At 71.0% G+C, this 16,844-nt stretch carries 12 protein-coding genes; 6 read left to right on the plus strand and 6 right to left on the minus strand.

Annotated elements, in window-relative coordinates:
* The 3 genes from ACGH7X_RS19110 (at position 1) to ACGH7X_RS19120 (ending at position 2,388) form a co-directional block, all read left to right on the plus strand.
* A complete protein-coding gene (locus ACGH7X_RS19110) occupies positions 1-459 on the plus strand; it encodes a hypothetical protein (protein WP_399886599.1) in 459 nt (152 codons plus the stop codon).
* A 53-nt stretch (positions 460-512) separates the two neighbouring features.
* Positions 513-1,418, plus strand: coding sequence for an LLM class flavin-dependent oxidoreductase (locus ACGH7X_RS19115; protein WP_399886601.1), 906 nt, complete (start codon positions 513-515; stop codon positions 1,416-1,418).
* Between the two features lie 82 nt (positions 1,419-1,500).
* Positions 1,501-2,388, plus strand: coding sequence for an HAD family hydrolase (locus ACGH7X_RS19120; protein WP_399886603.1), 888 nt, complete (start codon positions 1,501-1,503; stop codon positions 2,386-2,388).
* Positions 2,389-2,417: 29 nt separating this feature from the next.
* On the opposite strand, the gene ACGH7X_RS19125 is transcribed toward ACGH7X_RS19120, so the two are convergent.
* From ACGH7X_RS19125 to hisC, 6 genes are all read right to left on the minus strand, one after another.
* Positions 2,418-3,467, minus strand: a complete 1,050-nt coding sequence (locus ACGH7X_RS19125) for a peptidoglycan DD-metalloendopeptidase family protein (protein ID WP_399886605.1) — start codon at positions 3,465-3,467, stop codon at positions 2,418-2,420.
* A 122-nt stretch (positions 3,468-3,589) separates the two neighbouring features.
* Positions 3,590-5,272: a GAF domain-containing sensor histidine kinase gene (locus tag ACGH7X_RS19130; protein WP_399886606.1), complete on the minus strand. Its 1,683-nt coding sequence runs from the start codon at positions 5,270-5,272 to the stop codon at positions 3,590-3,592.
* A gap of 80 nt (positions 5,273-5,352) precedes the next feature.
* The gene (gene cydD, locus ACGH7X_RS19135; RefSeq protein WP_399886608.1) at positions 5,353-8,853 is read right to left on the minus strand and encodes a thiol reductant ABC exporter subunit CydD; all 3,501 of its coding nucleotides are present in this window, start codon (positions 8,851-8,853) and stop codon (positions 5,353-5,355) included.
* 59 nt (positions 8,854-8,912) lie between these two features.
* Positions 8,913-9,917, minus strand: coding sequence for a cytochrome d ubiquinol oxidase subunit II (cydB, locus tag ACGH7X_RS19140; protein ID WP_399886609.1), 1,005 nt, complete (start codon positions 9,915-9,917; stop codon positions 8,913-8,915).
* 20 nt (positions 9,918-9,937) lie between these two features.
* Positions 9,938-11,443 carry a cytochrome ubiquinol oxidase subunit I gene (locus tag ACGH7X_RS19145; protein ID WP_399886610.1) on the minus strand — a complete coding sequence of 502 codons (1,506 nt, stop codon included), beginning with the start codon at positions 11,441-11,443 and terminating at the stop codon, positions 9,938-9,940.
* Positions 11,444-11,746: 303 nt separating this feature from the next.
* Positions 11,747-12,826, minus strand: coding sequence for a histidinol-phosphate transaminase (gene hisC, locus ACGH7X_RS19150; protein WP_399886612.1), 1,080 nt, complete (start codon positions 12,824-12,826; stop codon positions 11,747-11,749).
* A 401-nt stretch (positions 12,827-13,227) separates the two neighbouring features.
* Between hisC and ACGH7X_RS19155 the strand changes: the two genes are divergently transcribed.
* The 3 genes from ACGH7X_RS19155 (at position 13,228) to ACGH7X_RS19165 (ending at position 16,829) form a co-directional block, all read left to right on the plus strand.
* Entirely contained in the window at positions 13,228-14,340 is a 1,113-nt protein-coding gene (locus ACGH7X_RS19155; protein ID WP_398326831.1) for a LacI family DNA-binding transcriptional regulator, read from the plus strand.
* A 327-nt stretch (positions 14,341-14,667) separates the two neighbouring features.
* Positions 14,668-15,774, plus strand: coding sequence for a Ser/Thr/Tyr protein phosphatase SppA (gene sppA, locus ACGH7X_RS19160; protein WP_399886613.1), 1,107 nt, complete (start codon positions 14,668-14,670; stop codon positions 15,772-15,774).
* A 182-nt stretch (positions 15,775-15,956) separates the two neighbouring features.
* On the plus strand, positions 15,957-16,829 hold the full coding sequence (locus ACGH7X_RS19165; protein WP_399886614.1) for a hypothetical protein: 873 nt from the start codon (positions 15,957-15,959) through the stop codon (positions 16,827-16,829).
* Positions 16,830-16,844 lie beyond the last annotated feature (15 nt).

The following is a 16,844-nucleotide window of genomic DNA, read 5'->3' on the forward strand; positions in this document are numbered from 1 at the left end:
ATGATCGAAGGCATGGAACACCTGCCCACCACCCAGGCCGCCGTCACCGCCCTCCGCTCCATCGCCGAGGAGTACGGCCTGGACCTCGAGGTCACCGACGCCATCGGCGCCGACCAGACCTCCCGCCGCAGTTCCGCGGGCGTGGGCGTGACCACCGACGCCGACGGTTCCCTCCCGCACGAGGCATTCGTCGAGTTCGGCGGCGTTCCCCGGGTGAGCGTCCGGCTCTTCCCCGACGACGACGCCCTGATCACCGTCGAGAACGTGGAGTGCCCCGACATCCCGCGCGACGAGGTCCCCGCATTCCTGCGCTCCGTCTTCGGCGACCGTGCCTTCGTCAAGGGACGCCGCTTCCCGCCCGGCTACCACCTGATCGTGCCGCTGCCCGGGGACCGCACTCACCGGGAGTACGTACCGATGATCTTCCTCAGTCCGTGGCTGAGCAGTCGCGTACGGTGACGCCCGGAGGGTGTTTCACGTGAAACCGGAGACGGCCGCATAGGCTCGGAGACATGAGTCTGCGTCTGAGCACCGTGATCCTTCCTTACCGCCGCTGGCAGGAAGGCGGCCGTTCGACCTGGACACGGGCCGAGCAGCTCGGTTTCCACACGGCGTACACCTACGACCACCTCTCCTGGCGGAGCTTCAGGGACGGCCCGTGGTTCGGTGCCGTGCCCACGCTCACCGCCGCCGCGGCCGTCACCGAGCGGTTGCGGCTGGGCACCCTCGTCACCTCGCCGAACTTCCGGCACCCGGTGACGCTCGCCAAGGAACTGATCTCCCTCGACGACATCTCCGACGGCCGCATCACGCTCGGTATAGGAGCGGGCGGCACCGGCTTCGACGCCACGGCACTCGGCCAGGAACCGTGGACGCCGCGCGAGCGGGCGGACCGGTTCGGCGAGTTCCTGCCGCTGCTCGACCGGCTGCTGACCGAGGACGCCGTGTCGTACGAGGGCGACTTCTACTCGGCACACGAGGCGCGCAACATCCCGGGCTGCGTTCAGCGGCCCCGGCTGCCCTTCGCGGTGGCCGCGACCGGTCCGCGGGGGCTGCGGCTCGCCGCCCGGCACGGACAGGCGTGGGTGACCACCGGTGACCCGAAGCTGTTCGAGAACGGCACCCCCGAGCAGTCGGACCGGGCGTTGCGGGAGCAGGGCGACAGGCTGGCCGACGCCTGTGCCGCGATCGGCCGCGAGGTGAGCGAGCTGGACAGGGTCCTGCTCACCGGCTTCACACCGGAGCGCAGCCGCCCGCTGGAGTCCGTCGACGCGTTCGTGGACTTCGCCGGCCGGCACCGGGACCTGGGCTTCACCGAACTGGTCGTCCACTGGCCGATCGCCGACTCGGACTTCACCGCGGACGAGAAGATCTTCGAGCGGATCGCCATGGAGGCACCGGCCCAGCTGAAGGAATGAGAGCCGTTGCTGAACGAATGCCGTCGAGGAATGAGAGCCGTAGCTCACAGATGTGCGGACTGGCGCACGGGCGTGCAGGCATATGCGTGACAATGACCGGGTGACCTCAGCGACCCGACAGCCCGAGCCCCCGGCCGCCGCCACCCGCCCGCGACTCGTCGCCACCGACCTCGACGGCACGCTGCTGCGCGACGACAAGTCGGTCTCCCCGCGCACGGTCGCCGCGCTGGCCGCCGCGGAGAAGGCGGGCATCGAGGTCTTCTTCGTCACCGGCCGGCCCGCCCGCTGGATGGACGTGGTCAGTGCCCACGTCCACGGTCACGGCCTCGCCATCTGCGGCAACGGCGCCGCCGTGGTGGACCTGCACGGCGGCCCCGGCTCGCACCGGTTCGTCAAGGTCCGCGAGCTGCCTCAGCAGAACGCGCTGGACGCCGTACGGCTGCTGCGGGAGGCGGCGCCCGGCACGGTGTACGCGGTCGAGCAGACTTACGGCTTCCACCAGGAGCCGGCGTACCCGAAGCTGCACATGGAGGTTCCCGACGACCTCCTGCCCGCCGAGGAGATCCTGGCGCCGGGCGGTCGCGCCGCCGCCGAGCCGGTCCTCAAGATCCTGGCCTTCCATCCGGAGCTGGACCCGGACGGCTTCCTCACGCTGGCCCGCCTCGCCATCGGGGACCGCGCCAATGTCACCCGGTCCAGCCCGAGCGCCCTGCTGGAAATCAGTGGGCCGGACGTCTCCAAGGCCAGCACGCTGGCCCTGTGCTGCGCCGAGCGCGGCATCTCGCACGAGGAGGTCGTCGCCTTCGGCGACATGCCGAACGACGTCGAGATGCTCACCTGGGCGGGCCAGTCGTACGCGATGGGCAACGCGCACCCGGACGTGATCGCCGCCGCCTCGGGCCGGACGGTCGCCAACAACGACGACGGGGTGGCGGTCGTGATCGAGCAAATGCTGGCGGACCTGCCCTGACGTCCGCTCCCGCGGCCCGTGCGGTGCCCTCAGAGCGGCACCCCGCGCTGTGACAGCCACGGCACCGGGTCCAGTGCCGAGCCCATCTCGGGTGTGACCCGTACCTCGAAGTGCAGGTGGGGTCCGGTGGAGTTGCCGGTGCTGCCGGACTGGCCGATCCACTGCCCGGGCCCGACCCGGTCGCCCTGGTCGACCGCGACGGCGGCGAGATGGGCGTACTGCGTGTAGTAGCCGCCCGCGTGCTGGATGACGACCTGGATGCCGAAGGCCCCACCGCAGGACACCTTCAGGACCCGGCCCGTGCCGACCGAGCGCACCGGTGTGCCGACCGGCACCGCGAAGTCCTGGCCGGTGTGCCGGTTCGCCCACCGCGAGCCGCCGCTGCCGAAGGTCGCCGACAGTTCGTAGGTCTCGACCGGTGCCACCCAGGACGCGTCGACGCGCGTGTCCGGCTGGTCGAGGCGGATCGCGCCGGGGCACGAGCCCGCCGCGACGGAGGCGTCCGCCTGTCCGTCCAGCCGCGAACGCGCCGCTTCCAGCTTGCCCTCGATCTTCTTCTTCAGTTTCACCAGGTCGGCGTTGCGTTTCTCCAGCGCCCGCCAGGCCTCCTGTGCCTCGGTCTCGTCGGCGGCGAGCCGGGCCTCGGCCCGCAGGCTCTTGCCGATGGCCCTGTTGACGGCCAGGTCCGCGCGGGCCACCGTCCGCTGACCACGCATCAGCTCCTCGGGGTTGTCGGCGAGGAGCACCCGCGCGGTGAGCGGGAGCCCGCCGCCGCTGCGGTACTGGGCACGGGCGATCCGGCCCAGGTCCTCGTGCATGGCGTCGATCTTCTGCCGTTGCTCGTCGAGCAGTCGCTCGGCCTTCAGGGCCTTCGACCGTTGTGCCTCGGCCTCACGGCGCCCGTCCTCGTACTGACGGGTGGCGTCGGCCGCGTCCTCGTACAGCCGCGCCACCTGCGGGCCGAGACCGGCGCCGGATCCGCCGTCCCCGTCCATGCCGTCGGCTGGGCGGGCCGCGAGCACGGCGAGTGCGCACAGCAGCGCCGGAACGAGCAGCGGGTGTCGGCGGGATGAGCGCATGTCAGCGATCGTGGACCGGGGCGGGGCCCACGGTCCTGTTCAGGTCGTACGAGTGGGGGACCCGTTGCTGCACACGGCCCAGCGCGGCTGCTGCACACGGGGCAACACGGCGCCGGCGAACCTCAGTACGGCGCTTCCCACAGCACCGTCGTGCCACCGCCGTCCGCCCCGATGCCCGGCCCGAGCCGACTGGCGCCGCCGACGCTCTCGGCACGGCGCTCCAGATTGTGCAGGCCACTGCGCCGACCGCCCTCGGGGATGCCGACACCGTCGTCCGCGACGGTCAGGCGCACGCCCGGCCGGCCGTCCGGCAGCGCCGACGTCGCGTCCACGACCACCTCGATCCGGCTGGCGTGGGCGTGCCGGAAGGCGTTGGACAGGGTCTCGCGGAGCGCGGCGATGAGGTTCTTGCCGGTCAGGTCGCCGACGGCGGTGTCGACCGGGCCGACGAAACGGTGCGAGGGCGTGAAACCCAGTGGTACGGCGGCCATGGTGATCTCGCGCAGGACACGGGTGCGCAGTCCCGCGGGTGCCTCGGCGGGCTGCTGGAGCGCGAAGATCGCAGAGCGGATCTCCTGGATGGTGACGTCGAGTTCGTCGACTGCCCCGCCGACCCCGTCGCGCACCTCGGGCACGGCCGACCCGCGCTGGGCGCTCTCGAGCATCATCCCCGTCGCGAACAACCGCTGGATGACGAGATCGTGCAGGTCCCGGGCGATACGGTCGCGGTCCTCGTACACGGCGAGCCGTTCCCGGTCGCGCTGGGCGTCGGCCATCGTCAGCGCCAGCGCGGCCTGCGAGGCGAACTGGTCGCCGAGCGCGCGCTCCGTCCGGGTGAACGGACGATCCCCCCGGGCACGGGGCATGACGAGGCTCCCGAGGACCTTCCCGTCCCTGCACAGCGGCAACAGCATGATCGGCCCGTAGGAGCGCGCCAGTGCGGTGTCCAGGCGCGGGTCGGTGGCGGCGTCGTCCACGAACACGGACCGCCCGGCGAGGAGTTCTGCGACGACGCCGTTCTCCGGCGCTACGACCCTGCCGAGCGCGTTGGTGCGGTGCGGCGCGTCGACGGCCACGATCTCCAGGCCGCCCCCTTCGGCCGGCAGCAGCACGATCCCGGCGGCTGCTCCGGAGAGGCGGCGGGCCTGCTCGGCGACGGTCTGGAGGGCATCGTCGATGTCGCCGCCGGCCAGCAGCGCGGTGGTGACGGCGACCGACCCGTCGATCCAGCGCTCCCGCTGCTGGGCGGCCTCGTACAGGCGCGCGTTGCCGATGGCGATACCGGCCTCCGTGGCCAGGACCCGGACCATGGCGAGGTCGTAGTCGTTGAAGGGCTCGCCCGCGTGCTTGTCGGTCAGGTAGAGATTGCCGAAGATCTCGCCCTGCACGCGGATCGGGACCCCCAGGAAGCTCTGCGTCGGCGGGTGGTGCCCGGGAAGGCCGCGGTAGCGGGAGTTTTCGGCGAGGTCGGTGAGCCGGGCCGGCTGCGGATCACGGATGAGCGCGCCGAGCAGGCCCTCGCGACCGTCGGGGAGGTGTCCGACGCGCCGGGCGACCGCCTCGTCGACGCCGTGGTGCACGAAGTCGGTCAGGCCTTCCCCGTCCTCGCCGACGACCCCGATGGCCGCGTAGCGGGCGTTCGCCAGGTCGGCCGCCGTCTCGCAGATCCGGTTCAGCGCGGAGTGCAGCTCCAGTCCACTGCCGACGGACCGCATCGCGTCCAGCAGTTTCGGCACCCGTGCCAGAAGCTCGGCCGAGGCCCCCTCACGGGGCGGCGGGGAGCCGGGGGGCGGTGCTGCGGGCATGCCCCGAGCCTAATGAGACCTTTTTGTTCTGGAAAGTCGGATTACACGGGAATCTCGCGGGGCTGTGGCGGGGCACCCGGTCACCGTGCTCCCACCAGCAGCTCCGCCGCCTCCTCCCGTCCGGCCATCTCCCGCAGCGGTCCCGGCACCGCCGCCAGCTCCGCGTAGGTGCCGCGCTGTACGACCCGGCCCCGGTCCAGCACGACCACCTCGTCCACGGCCCGCAGTCCCGCCAGCCGGTGTGTGATCAGCAGGGTGGTCCGGCCCTCGGTGGCGGCCAGCAGATCCGCGGTCAGCGCGTCGGCGGTCGGCAGGTCGAGGTGCTCGGCGGGCTCGTCGAGCACGAGGACGGGGAAGTCGGCCAGCAGCGCCCGGGCCAGGGCCAGCCGCTGACGCTGGCCACCGGACAGCCGGGCGCCGTGCTCACCGACCAGTGTGTCCAGCCCGTCGGGCAGGCTGTCGGCCCACTCCAGCAGCCGGGCCCGGGCCAGCACGTCGCGCAGTTCGCCCTCGGTGGCGTGCTTCCTGGCCAGGAGCAGGTTCTCGCGCACCGAGCTGTCGAAGAGGTGGGCATCCTGCGCGCACAGCCCGACGAGCCGCCGTACGTCGTCGCCGGCCAGGGCGTAGGCGTCCACACCGGCCAGCGTGTAGGAGCCCGCGTCCGAATCGAGGAAGCGCAGCAGAACCTGTGCCAGGGTCGTCTTGCCGGAGCCGGACGGTCCGACCACGGCGATGCGGCGTCCTCGTGCCAGCGTCAGGTCCAGCCCCGCCAGCGCGTCCCGGTCCTGCCCGGCGTGACGCGCGGCCAGCCCCCTGAGGACCACCGGGAACGGTGAGGCGGGCGCCTGCCGTGGCGCCTCCGGCTCCCGCACCGGCTCCGGAGCGTCGAGCACCTCGTACACGCGCTCGGCGCTCCTGCGCACGCGCTGCCTGTACTGCACGGCCAGCGGCAGTCCGAGTACGGCCTCGAAGGCGGCCAGCGGGGTGAGGACGACGACGGCCACGGCCACGCCGGCGAGCCGGCCGTCGGCGACCGCCTGGACCCCGACGAGGGCGGCGCCCACGACGGTCAGGCCGGAGATGAGCGCGGTGAGCCCGTCGCCCAGCGCGGTGGCGGCGGCGGCACGCGAGGCGATCCGGGTGAGCGTGCCGTCGGCCCGCCGCGCCTCGGCGGCACGCCCGGGCAGGGCGCCGGCGACGGTCAGCTCGGCGGTGCCGGTGAGCAGGTCCGTCACCCGGGTGGCGAGCACGCCCCTGGCGGGGGCGAGCCTGCGCTCGGCCCGCCGCGCCACGGCAGCCGTGACCAGCGGAACACCGGCACCGGCCGCCAGCAGGCCGACCGCGAGGACCGCGCCGGCCTCCGGCAGCAGCCAGGCCGTGAAGCCGACCGACGCGGCGGAGACGAACACCGCGCTACCGGCGGGCAGCAGCCAGCGCAGCCAGTAGTCCTGCAACGCGTCGACATCGGCGACGAGCCGGGACAGCAGGTCGCCCCGGCGGCTGCGACGCAGCCCCGAGGGGGACAGCCGCTCCAGCCTCCGGTACACGGCGACCCGCGTGTCGGCCAGCATCCGCAGCACCGCGTCGTGCGACACGAGCCGCTCGGCGTAGCGGAACACGGCCCGCCCGATGCCGAAGGCGCGCGTCGCCGTCACGGCCACCATCAGATACAGCACAGGCGGCTGCTCGTAGGCCCGCGAGATGAGGTACCCGGAGGTGGCCATCAGGCCGACGGCGCTGCCGAGCGCCAGGCTGCTCAGCAGCAGCGCGAGGCCTAGCCGCCCGCGCCGGGCGGCGGACATGGCACGGACCCTGGAGAGACCCCCTCCGCGGGATCCCGTCGAAGACCCCGGGGCGTCGAGGGAAGCCGGCGCGGGGGCCTCGACGGACTCCTCGGCAGTTCGGGCGCCCGGCACCACGGGGGCGTCGTCGGACCCGGCGGCGGTGGCCGGCTCGTCCAGCCGCACCACCCGGTCGGCCACCTCCAGCAGTGCCGGACGGTGCACCACCAGCAGTACCGTCCGCCCCTCAGCGAGCCTGCGCACGGCGGTCACGACCTCGGCCTCGGTGGCCCCGTCCAGGGCGGCCGTGGGCTCGTCGAGCAGCAGCACCGGCCGGTCCGCGAGAAACGCCCGGGCCAGCGCGAGCCGCTGCCGCTGTCCCGCGGACAGTCCGGTCCCGTCCTCCCCGAGCACGGTCGCCGTGCCCTCGGGCAGGGCGTCCACGAACTCCAGGGCGCCCGCGTCCCGCAGTGCCCGCCGTACTGCGATGTCGTCGGCGTCGGGCCGGGCCAGCCGTACGTTCTCCGCGATGGTGCCCGCGTACAGGTGCGGATGCTGCGGCACCCAGGCGACGTGGGCGTGCCACTGCACCGGGTCGAGGGAGGAGAGATCGGCCTCCCCGACCCGGACCCGTCCCCCGGACGGGGACACGAAGCCGAGCAGGGCGTTGACAAGCGTCGACTTGCCCGCGCCGCTCGGGCCGACGAGCGCGACCGTCTCTCCGGGCTCGACGGTGAAGCTCACGTCGGTGACGGCGTCCGCGGCGCGTCCGGGATAGCGGACCGTCACGTCCTCGAAGGCCAGGGCACCGTCCGCCGGAACCGGGCCGGTCCCCGACGCCGGGGCGGGACGCTCCAGCACCGAGAAGATGTCCTCGGCGGCGGCCAGGCCCTCGGCCGCCGCGTGGTACTGCGCCCCCACCTGCCGCAACGGCAGGTAGGCCTCGGGGGCGAGTACGAGCACGACCAGGCCGTCGTACAGGGTCATGTCACCGTGGACCAAGCGCATGCCGATGGTGACGGCGACGAGCGCCACGGACAGCGTGGCGAGCAGCTCGAGCGCGAAGGACGACAGAAAGGCGATGCGCAGCGTCCGCATGGTGGCCTGGCGGTACTCGCCGGTGATGCGTTTGATCGAAACGGCCTGCGCCTTGGCCCGGCCGAAGACCTTCAGCGTCGGCAGCCCGGCGACCACGTCCAGGAAGTGTCCGGACAGCCGGGACAGCAGCCGCCATTGCTGGTCCATCCGGGACTGCGTGGCCCAGCCGATCAGCATCATGAAGATCGGGATGAGCGGCAGGGTGCCGACGATGATGGCCGCCGAGACCCAGTCCTCGGTGACGATGCGGGCGAGCACCGCCACGGGCACGACCACGGCGAGGCCGAGTTGCGGCAGATAGCGCGAGAAGTAGTCGTTGAGGGCGTCGACTCCCCGGGTGGCCAGGGCGACCAGCGATCCGGTCCGCTGTCCGCCCAGCCAGCCGGGACCGAGCGCGGTGGCCCGCTCCAGCAGCCGGCCCCGAAGCTCCGACTTCACCGCCGCGCTCGCCCGGTGCGCGGCCAGTTCGGTGAGCCAGCCGACCAGGGCACGGCCGCAGGCGACGGCGACCAACAGCAGCAGCGGCGTACGGAGTCCGGCGGCCGGCGTGCCGTGCTGGAAGGCGCCCACCACCACCTCGGCGATGAGCATCGCCTGCGCGACGAGCAATCCGGCGCCGACGGCGCCCAGGGCGACTACGGCCGCCAGAAAGAGCCGGGTGGCGCGGGCGTACCGCAGAAGACGTGGATCGATGGGTTTCACGTGAAACAGGCCTTCCTGTCCGGTGGGGTGCGTTTCACGTGAAACGCACCCCACTGGACTCAGTGCGCGGCGTCGGCGAGGTGCTGGGTGCCGATGCGCTTGCGGAACACCCAGTACGTCCAGCCCTGATAGAGCAGGACGACCGGCGTGGCGATCACGGCCAGCCAGGTCATGATCTTCAGGGTGTAGGGGCTGGACGAGGCGTTGGTGACGGTCAGGCTCCAGTCCGCGTCGAGCGTGGACGGCATGACGTTCGGGAAGAGCGTCAGGAAGAGCATCGCCACGGCGGCCACGATGGTGACGCCGGACAGGGCGAACGACCAGCCCTCACGCCCGGCCTGGTTCGCCATCAGGGCGGCGACCAGGGCGGCGACGGCCACCACGAGGGCGACCAGGCTCTTGGCGTCCCCGTTGTCGGCCTGCGTCCAGAGGAGGAAGACCAGGGCCAGCACGGCCGTGACCAGACCGACCCGCAGCGCCAGGGTCCGCGCCCGCTCACGGATCTCACCGACGGTCTTGAGCGCCGTGAACACCGTGCCGTGGAAGGTGAACAGCGTCAGGGTGACCAGGCCGCCGAGGAGGGCGTAGGGGTTGAGCAGATCCCAGACGGAACCGACGTACTCCAGGTCCCGGTCGATCTCCACGCCGTGGACGATGTTGCCGAAGGCCACGCCCCACAGGAACGCCGGGATGAGCGAGGTCCAGAAGATCGCGGTCTCCCAGTTGCGCTGCCACGTCTCCTCGGGCCGCTTCACCCGGTACTCGAAGGCAACGCCGCGGACGATCAGGCAGACCAGGATGACGAGCAGGGGGAGGTAGAACCCGGAGAAGAGCGTGGCGTACCACTCCGGGAAGGCGGCGAAGGTCGCACCGCCCGCCGTGAGCAGCCACACCTCGTTGCCGTCCCACACGGGCCCGATGGTGTTGATCAGCACCCGCTTCTCGGCCCGGTTCCGGGCGAGCAGCTTGGTGAGCACACCGACCCCGAAGTCGAAGCCCTCCAGGAAGAAGTAGCCGGTCCACAGGACGGCGATCAGAACGAACCAGACGTCGTGCAGTTCCATGACTGTGCAGCTCCCTCGGCCTAGTACGAGAAGGCCATCGGCTTGTCGGCGTCACGGAGATCGTCACCGATCTTCGTGGGCGGATTGAGGTCGGCCTCGGTCAGCTCGGGCGGACCCGCCTTGACGTACTTCATGAGCAGCTTGACCTCGATGACCGCCAGGACGGCGTACAGCAGGGTGAAGACGGACATCGAGATGACGACCTCGGCCGTGGAGACACCGGGGGAGACCGCGTCCCGGGTCTGCATCACGCCGTAGAGGACCCAGGGCTGCCGTCCCATCTCGGTGAAGATCCAGCCCCACGAGTTGGCGATCAGCGGGAACGCCATCGTCCACACCGCCAGCAGCCAGTACATCCGGGAGAGCCTCGCCCCGAGCGGCTGCTTCAGCAGCACCAGATGCGGGACCTCGTTCTCCCCGGTTCGCAGGGCGGCCGGCAGCAGGAACCTCTTCCGCGTCAGCCACAGGCCGAGCAGGCCAAGCGAGAAGGACGCCATGCCGAAGCCGATCATCCAGCGGAAGCCCCAGTAGGCGACCGGGACGATGGGCTTGTAGTCACCGGGGCCGAACTTCTCCTGGAGGTCCTTGTTGGTGTCGTTGATGCCGGGCACGTAGGACTCGAAGTCGCTGTGTGCGAGGAAGGACAGCAGCCCGGGGATCTCCAGGGCGACCTTGTTGTGCCCCTTGTCGACATCCCCGTAGGCGAACACGGAGAACGGCGCGGGTTCCTCGCCGTCCCACAGGGCTTCGGCGGCGGCCATCTTCATCGGCTGCTGCTCGTACATGACCTTGCCGAGGGTGTCGCCGCTGACCGCGGTGAGGATGCCGCCGACCGCCAGGGTGACCAGGCCGAGCCGGAGCGAGGTCCGCATCACCGGGATGTGCTTCTTGCGCATCAGGTGGAAGGCGGCGATGCCGACCATGAAGGCGCCGCCGGTGAGGAAGGCCGCGGAGAAGCTGTGGAAGACCTGGTTCAGGGTGGTGTTCTGGGTGAGGACCTGCCAGAAGTCGGTGAGTTCGGCGCGGCCCTTCTCCTCGTTGATCCGGTAGCCGACGGGGTGCTGCATCCAGGAGTTGGCGGCGAGGATGAAGTACGCCGACAGCAGGGTGCCGATCGAGACCATCCAGATGCAGGCCAGGTGGATCTTCTTGGGCAGCTTGTCCCAGCCGAAGATCCACAGGCCGATGAAGGTGGACTCGAAGAAGAAGGCGATCAGCGCCTCGAAGGCGAGTGGGGCACCAAAGACATCACCGACGAAGCGGGAGTAGTCGGACCAGTTCATACCGAACTGGAACTCCTGCACGATGCCGGTGACGACACCCATCGCGATGTTGATCAGAAACAGCTTGCCCCAGAACTTCGTCGCCCTGAGGTACTTCTCCTTCTCCGTGCGGACCCAGGCGGTCTGCAGCCCGGCCGTGAGGGCGGCCAGCGAGATCGTCAGCGGGACGAACAGGAAGTGGTAGACGGTCGTGATGCCGAACTGCCACCGCGCCAGCGTCTCCGGCGCCAGAGCCATGTCCACGTCGTCACTCTCCTTACATCGCCACATCGCCACATCGCCGTCGTCGTCGGCGGCGGTTTGAGCGCGTTTGTCACACCCAACACAGGCGCAACCGGGACACGCTTGTGAACGCGTTCACATTCACAAGCAATTATGACCTACTGCTTTTCGACACCGGAAGGGGGGTCCCGTGTGACGTCAACCCCTTCGCGGGAACTTGAACAAAATGTTGAACAGGTGCCCCGACGCCGGGCGCCAGGGACATGCCGAACTCGCGGGACGGCGCATGCCGTCCCGCGAGTCGTTCTTCTCAGGCAGTGAGGCCTACAGCTCCTTGCGGAACGCTTCCGACACCTTCAGGAAGATGTCGTTCGCCTCGGTCTCCCCGACCGTCACCCGCACACCCTCGCCCACGAAGGGCCGGATGACCGTGCCGCCCTGCTCACAGGCGTGCGCGAAGGCGGCCGTGTGCTCCCCCAGCCGCAGCCAGACGAAGTTGGCCTGGGTCTCGGGCACCGTCCAGCCCTGGGCACGCAGCGCGTCGACCACGCGCGTGCGCTCGCACACCAGCGAGCCGACCCGGCCGATCAGCTCGTCCTCGGCACGCAGCGAGGCGATCGCGGCCTCCTGCGCGATGTGGCTGACCCCGAAGGGCACCGCCGTCTTGCGCAGCGCCGCCGCCACCGGCTCGTGGGCGATGGCGAAACCCACCCGCAGGCCGGCCAGACCGTAGGCCTTGGAGAAGGTGCGCAGGACGCAGACGTTGGGCCGCTCACGGTAGAGCTCGACGCCGTCCGGGACCTCGGCATCGCGGATGAACTCGCGGTACGCCTCGTCCAGCACCACCAGCACATCGCTCGGCACCCGGTCGAGGAACCGCTCCAGCTCGGCCCGCCGCACCACCGTGCCCGTCGGGTTGTTCGGGTTGCAGACGAAGATCAGCCGGGTCCGGTCGGTGATCGCGTCCGCCATCGCGTCCAGGTCGTGCACGTCGCCCGGCGTCAACGGCACCTGCACGGACGTGGCGCCGCTGATCTGCGTGATGATCGGGTACGCCTCGAAGGAGCGCCAGGCGTAGATCACCTCGTCGCCGGGGCCCGAGGTCGCCTGGATCAGCTGCTGGGCCACGCCGACCGAGCCGGTGCCGGTGGCCAGATGGGACAGCGGCACGCCGAAGCGGTCCGACAGCTCGCTCATCAGGGACGTACAGGCCATGTCCGGGTACCGGTTGAAGGACGCGGCGGCGGCCGTCACCGTCTCCATCACACCCGGCAGGGGCGGATAGGGGTTCTCGTTGGAGGACAGCTTGTAGGCCACCGGACCGTCCGCCGCGGCGGGCTTGCCCGGCTTGTAGGTGGGAATCCCCTCCAGCTCGGCGCGCAGCTTGGGGCTCTTCTCGCTCACCGCAGTCCTCCTCGTGACCACCACCGGCATCGAATACTCCTCACCTTAAGAGGATTCGACGCCGCTGCGTATAGGTGGGACCAGACCTCATCCGTCACACTGGCATCAGGGGCATCAGTAGACGAAGGCGCACGATTCGGGGGGCGCGCTGCACATATATCTACGCGCCGGTGGCTCGCGCCGTGGCGCGCATCCCTCGTGCAGGTGAGTTGAGACCTCTTCGCAACATCTGCCACTTGGCAGGCCCTCACTGGTTGACACGTCAGGTAATGGGTTGACTGGGCTCAACTGGCTTGCTTTCCACGGCTGTTCAGCGTTAATGATCATGCAGAAACGTGACTGTCAACGCGTGCATATGCGTCCGCCCTACCCCACCCCATGAGCCCTACTATCGGCTCGCCATGACAGCAGCAGGGAAGCACCAGGTGAGCCGCGCGGAAACCTCACGTCGAGGCAGCCGGCCGGGCCGAGCGGGCATCAGGGACGTGGCCGCCGCCGCCGGAGTATCCATCACTACCGTCTCCGATGCCCTCAACGGCAAGGGCCGACTCCCGGATGCCACCCGGCGCCACGTGCGCGAGGTCGCCGACCGACTGGGCTACCGGCCCTCGGCCGCCGCCCGCACGCTCCGCACCGGCAAGTCCGGACTCATCGGCCTGACCGTGACGACGTACGGGGATGAACCTTTCACCTTCACCGAGTTCGCGTACTTCGCCGAGATGGCGCGCGCCGCCACGTCCGCCGCGCTCGCTCGCGGCTACGCCCTCGTCATCCTCCCGGCGACCTCCCGTCACGACGTGTGGTCAAACGTCGCGCTCGACGGCACGGTCGTCATCGACCCCTCGGACCACGACCCGGTCGTCAGCGAACTGGTACGCCAGGGTTTACCCGTCGTCTCCGACGGCCGCCCGGCCGGTTCGCTCCCCGTCACCGCCTGGGTCGACAACGACCACGAGGCGGCCGTACTCGGCATCCTCGACCACCTCGCCGACGCCGGCGCCCGCAGGATCGGCCTGCTCACCGGCACCACGACCGACACGTACACCCATCTGTCGACCACCGCCTACCTGCGCTGGTGCGAGCGCGTCGGCCAGGACCCGGTCTACGAGGCCTACCCCGCGCACGACCCGTGCGCCGGAGCGGTCGCCGCCGACCGGCTGCTCGCCCGCCCCGACCGGCCCGACGCCGTCTACGGCCTGTTCGACCCGAACGGCACGGACCTGCTCGCCGCGGCCCGCCGCTACGGGCTGCGCGTCCCCGAAGACCTGCTGCTGGTCTGCTGCAGCGAGTCCACCGTGTACGCCAGCACCGAGCCGCCCATCACCACCCTCTCGCTGAAGCCCCGCCGCATCGGCACGGCCGTGATCCAGGTCCTCATCGACGCGATCGAGGGGCTCCACTCCGACGAGCCGGTCGAGCAGGTGATACCGACCGAACTGATCGTGCGTACCTCGTCGCAGCGCCGCCCTCCGCGCACGACGGTCAGCCCCCCGCGTTCACCCGAGGGCGAGTAGGGCCGCCGCCCGGGGAGCGGGGGGCGAGGGCCGGCCGACGCGCCCGCTCGGGAGCGGCGGCCGCCCCGCGCGGGCGAGGCCACCTACCGGACGGAAGCGGCGGCGGGGGCGGCCGAGACGGCACCCCGGCACGTCGTGAGCAGATCACACCGCCGTCGGGGACGGTCGAAGCCAGGCCCAATCGGGGCGAAAGCCGCGGTGAACCGGGGTCCTGTTCTGATTCACTACCCCTGGGTCATCACACAGCGCGATCCGCATTCCTATGATGGGCCCACACACCGCGGGCCGCTGCGACCAGGCAGTCCGAAGCGGTGCAGATGCGGCGCGATGGTGGAGGGGTCGATGACTCAGGGGGCCGGTCAGGGACCCGAGGCGGAACGGACGGCGACGGTGCGCGACTTCCGGGTACCCGCGTACGTCCACGAGACCGCTCCGTACGCCACCACCGGCACACACGCGGGCGAGGCCGCTCCCCCCTCCGAGGAGGGGCACGAGGAGGCCGCTCCGGACGGGTACACACCCACTCAGCGGGATCTGCCCGTCATCCGTCGGGGTGACACGGTTCAGGTCGCCGTCGACCCCGAGCCGGTCGTGGTGCAGCAGCCGGCCACCGGCCAGGGTCCGCTGTTCGTCGTCGGCGACGTGCACGGCTACCTCGACGAGCTGCTGGCCGCCCTGCGGGAGAAGGGCCTCGTCGACGACGAGGGCCAGTGGTGCGCGGGCACCTCGCGCCTGTGGTTCCTCGGAGACTTCACCGACCGCGGCCCGGACGGCATCGGCGTCATCGACCTGGTGATGCGACTGTCCGCGGAGGCCGCCGCGGCCGGCGGCTACTGCAAGGCACTGATGGGCAACCACGAACTGCTGCTCCTCGGCGCCAAGCGGTTCGGCGACACGCCCGTCAACTCCGGCGCGGGCACCGCCACCTTCCAGGCCGCCTGGCTGCTGAACGGCGGCCAGAAGACCGACATGGACCGCCTTCAGGACCACCACCTGCAGTGGATGGCCCGCCTCGACGCCATGGAAGAGGTCGACGACCACCTCCTGGTCCACTCGGACGCCACCACCTACCTCGACTACGGCCGTTCCATCGAAGAGGTCAACGACACCGTCCGCGAGGCGCTCACACGCAACGACGCGGAGGAGGTCTGGGACCTGTTCCGCAAGTTCACCAAGCGGTTCTCCTTCCGCGACGAGGGCGGCGCCGACGCCGTGCGTTCACTGCTGGATACGTACGGCGGCACCCGGATCGTTCACGGCCACAGCCCCATCCCCTATCTGCTGGGCGAAGTCGGCTCCGAGGACGGCGAGGACGACACCCGTACCGCGGTCGAGGGACCGCACGTCTACGCGGACGGGCTGGCCATCGCGATGGACGGCGGCGTGACCATGGCCGGAAAGCTGCTGGTCCAGCAACTTCCGCTCGACGCCTGACCGTTCTTCCGGAGGGGTTTTCGGCGGCGGCGTCGGTACGGACCGGCACCCAATTTCTGGAAACCCCCTGTCACCGCCCACCGTCACCGCTCTACCATCGGCTTATCCGTAGCAGGCTCCCCTCCGTTTCTGCCCGACGGCTCGTTGGCATGCGAGCCCCAAGCCCTACGGAGCATCGGGGGATGCACATGAACAGCGTTCCGCAGCACCTGTCGAACGAGGACCGCCAAGAGTACGAGCGGATCCTCGACGAGGCGCTGCGCTCCGCACCACACCGCCCGGAACTGGCCGCTGTCGGACAGCGGCTCAACTCCGAACAACTGCGCACCATGGCACTCAACGCCACCGCCCTCATCACGGCGGCGGCCACGACCGAGTACCAGCACTACGTGAAGGTCCGCGAGGAACTGCGCCACCCGGCGCCCTCGGGCCCGTCGACGCCCGCCGAGCGCGAACCCGGCTCCCAGGAGCAGGGCACGGGCGCGGGGGGCCTCGCCGCCACCATGGGCGAGATGGCCGAGGCGACCGGTGCGGGGGCCGTCGCCGTCGTCGCCGTCCTGGCGCCGGTCCTGGCCGGCACCGCCGCAGCGATCTTCCTGCTGGTCGGCTACCTCCTGAAGATGCTCGACCCGGAGCAGACCTTCGCGCGGACCATGCTCACCACGGGATGGGTGTTCGGCGCCGTGACCGCGGTGGCGATCCTCGTCGCCGCGGTGGGGCTGCTGCTCACCGCCCTGCGCAACCGCCCCTCGGCCGAGTCCGGCTTCTACAGCGCACGCGACGAGGAGGTGGCCCGGGCCAGGGACGCCTGGCACGACGCCCTGCTGGAACGCGGCATCCTGCCCTTCCTGCGGGAGGCGCTCACCGAACCGGGCACGGCCGTGCTGCACCGCACGGGACCGGCCGCCCCGGGCAGCCGTATGCCGCACCTCGGCTACGGCCGTCCCGGGTTCACCAGTCCCGACGGCGGCCCCGAGGCGGGTCCTCGCCCGAGCTACTCCAGCCCGGACTACAGCAGCCCGGACTACGGCGGCCCGGAACACCGTCCCGAATAGCCACCGGCACGGGCG

The sequence above is a fragment of the Streptomyces sp. BBFR51 genome, assembly GCF_044591655.1.
In the GTDB taxonomy this organism is placed as follows: Bacteria; Actinomycetota; Actinomycetes; order Streptomycetales; family Streptomycetaceae; genus Streptomyces.

Bases quoted from the DNA above. Each gene is read 5' to 3' on its own strand.
- ACGH7X_RS19110 (WP_399886599.1), top strand. From the start codon at position 1: ATGATCGAAGGCATGGAACACCTGCCCACCACCCAGGCCGCCGTCACC.
- ACGH7X_RS19115 (WP_399886601.1), top strand. From the start codon at position 513: ATGAGTCTGCGTCTGAGCACCGTGATCCTTCCTTACCGCCGCTGGCAG.
- ACGH7X_RS19120 (WP_399886603.1), top strand. From the start codon at position 1,501: ATGCGTGACAATGACCGGGTGACCTCAGCGACCCGACAGCCCGAGCCC.
- ACGH7X_RS19125 (WP_399886605.1), bottom strand. From the start codon at position 3,467: ATGCGCTCATCCCGCCGACACCCGCTGCTCGTTCCGGCGCTGCTGTGC.
- ACGH7X_RS19130 (WP_399886606.1), bottom strand. From the start codon at position 5,272: ATGCCCGCAGCACCGCCCCCCGGCTCCCCGCCGCCCCGTGAGGGGGCC.
- cydB (WP_399886609.1), bottom strand. From the start codon at position 9,917: ATGGAACTGCACGACGTCTGGTTCGTTCTGATCGCCGTCCTGTGGACC.
- ACGH7X_RS19155 (WP_398326831.1), top strand. From the start codon at position 13,228: ATGACAGCAGCAGGGAAGCACCAGGTGAGCCGCGCGGAAACCTCACGT.
- sppA (WP_399886613.1), top strand. From the start codon at position 14,668: ATGGTGGAGGGGTCGATGACTCAGGGGGCCGGTCAGGGACCCGAGGCG.
- ACGH7X_RS19165 (WP_399886614.1), top strand. From the start codon at position 15,957: ATGCACATGAACAGCGTTCCGCAGCACCTGTCGAACGAGGACCGCCAA.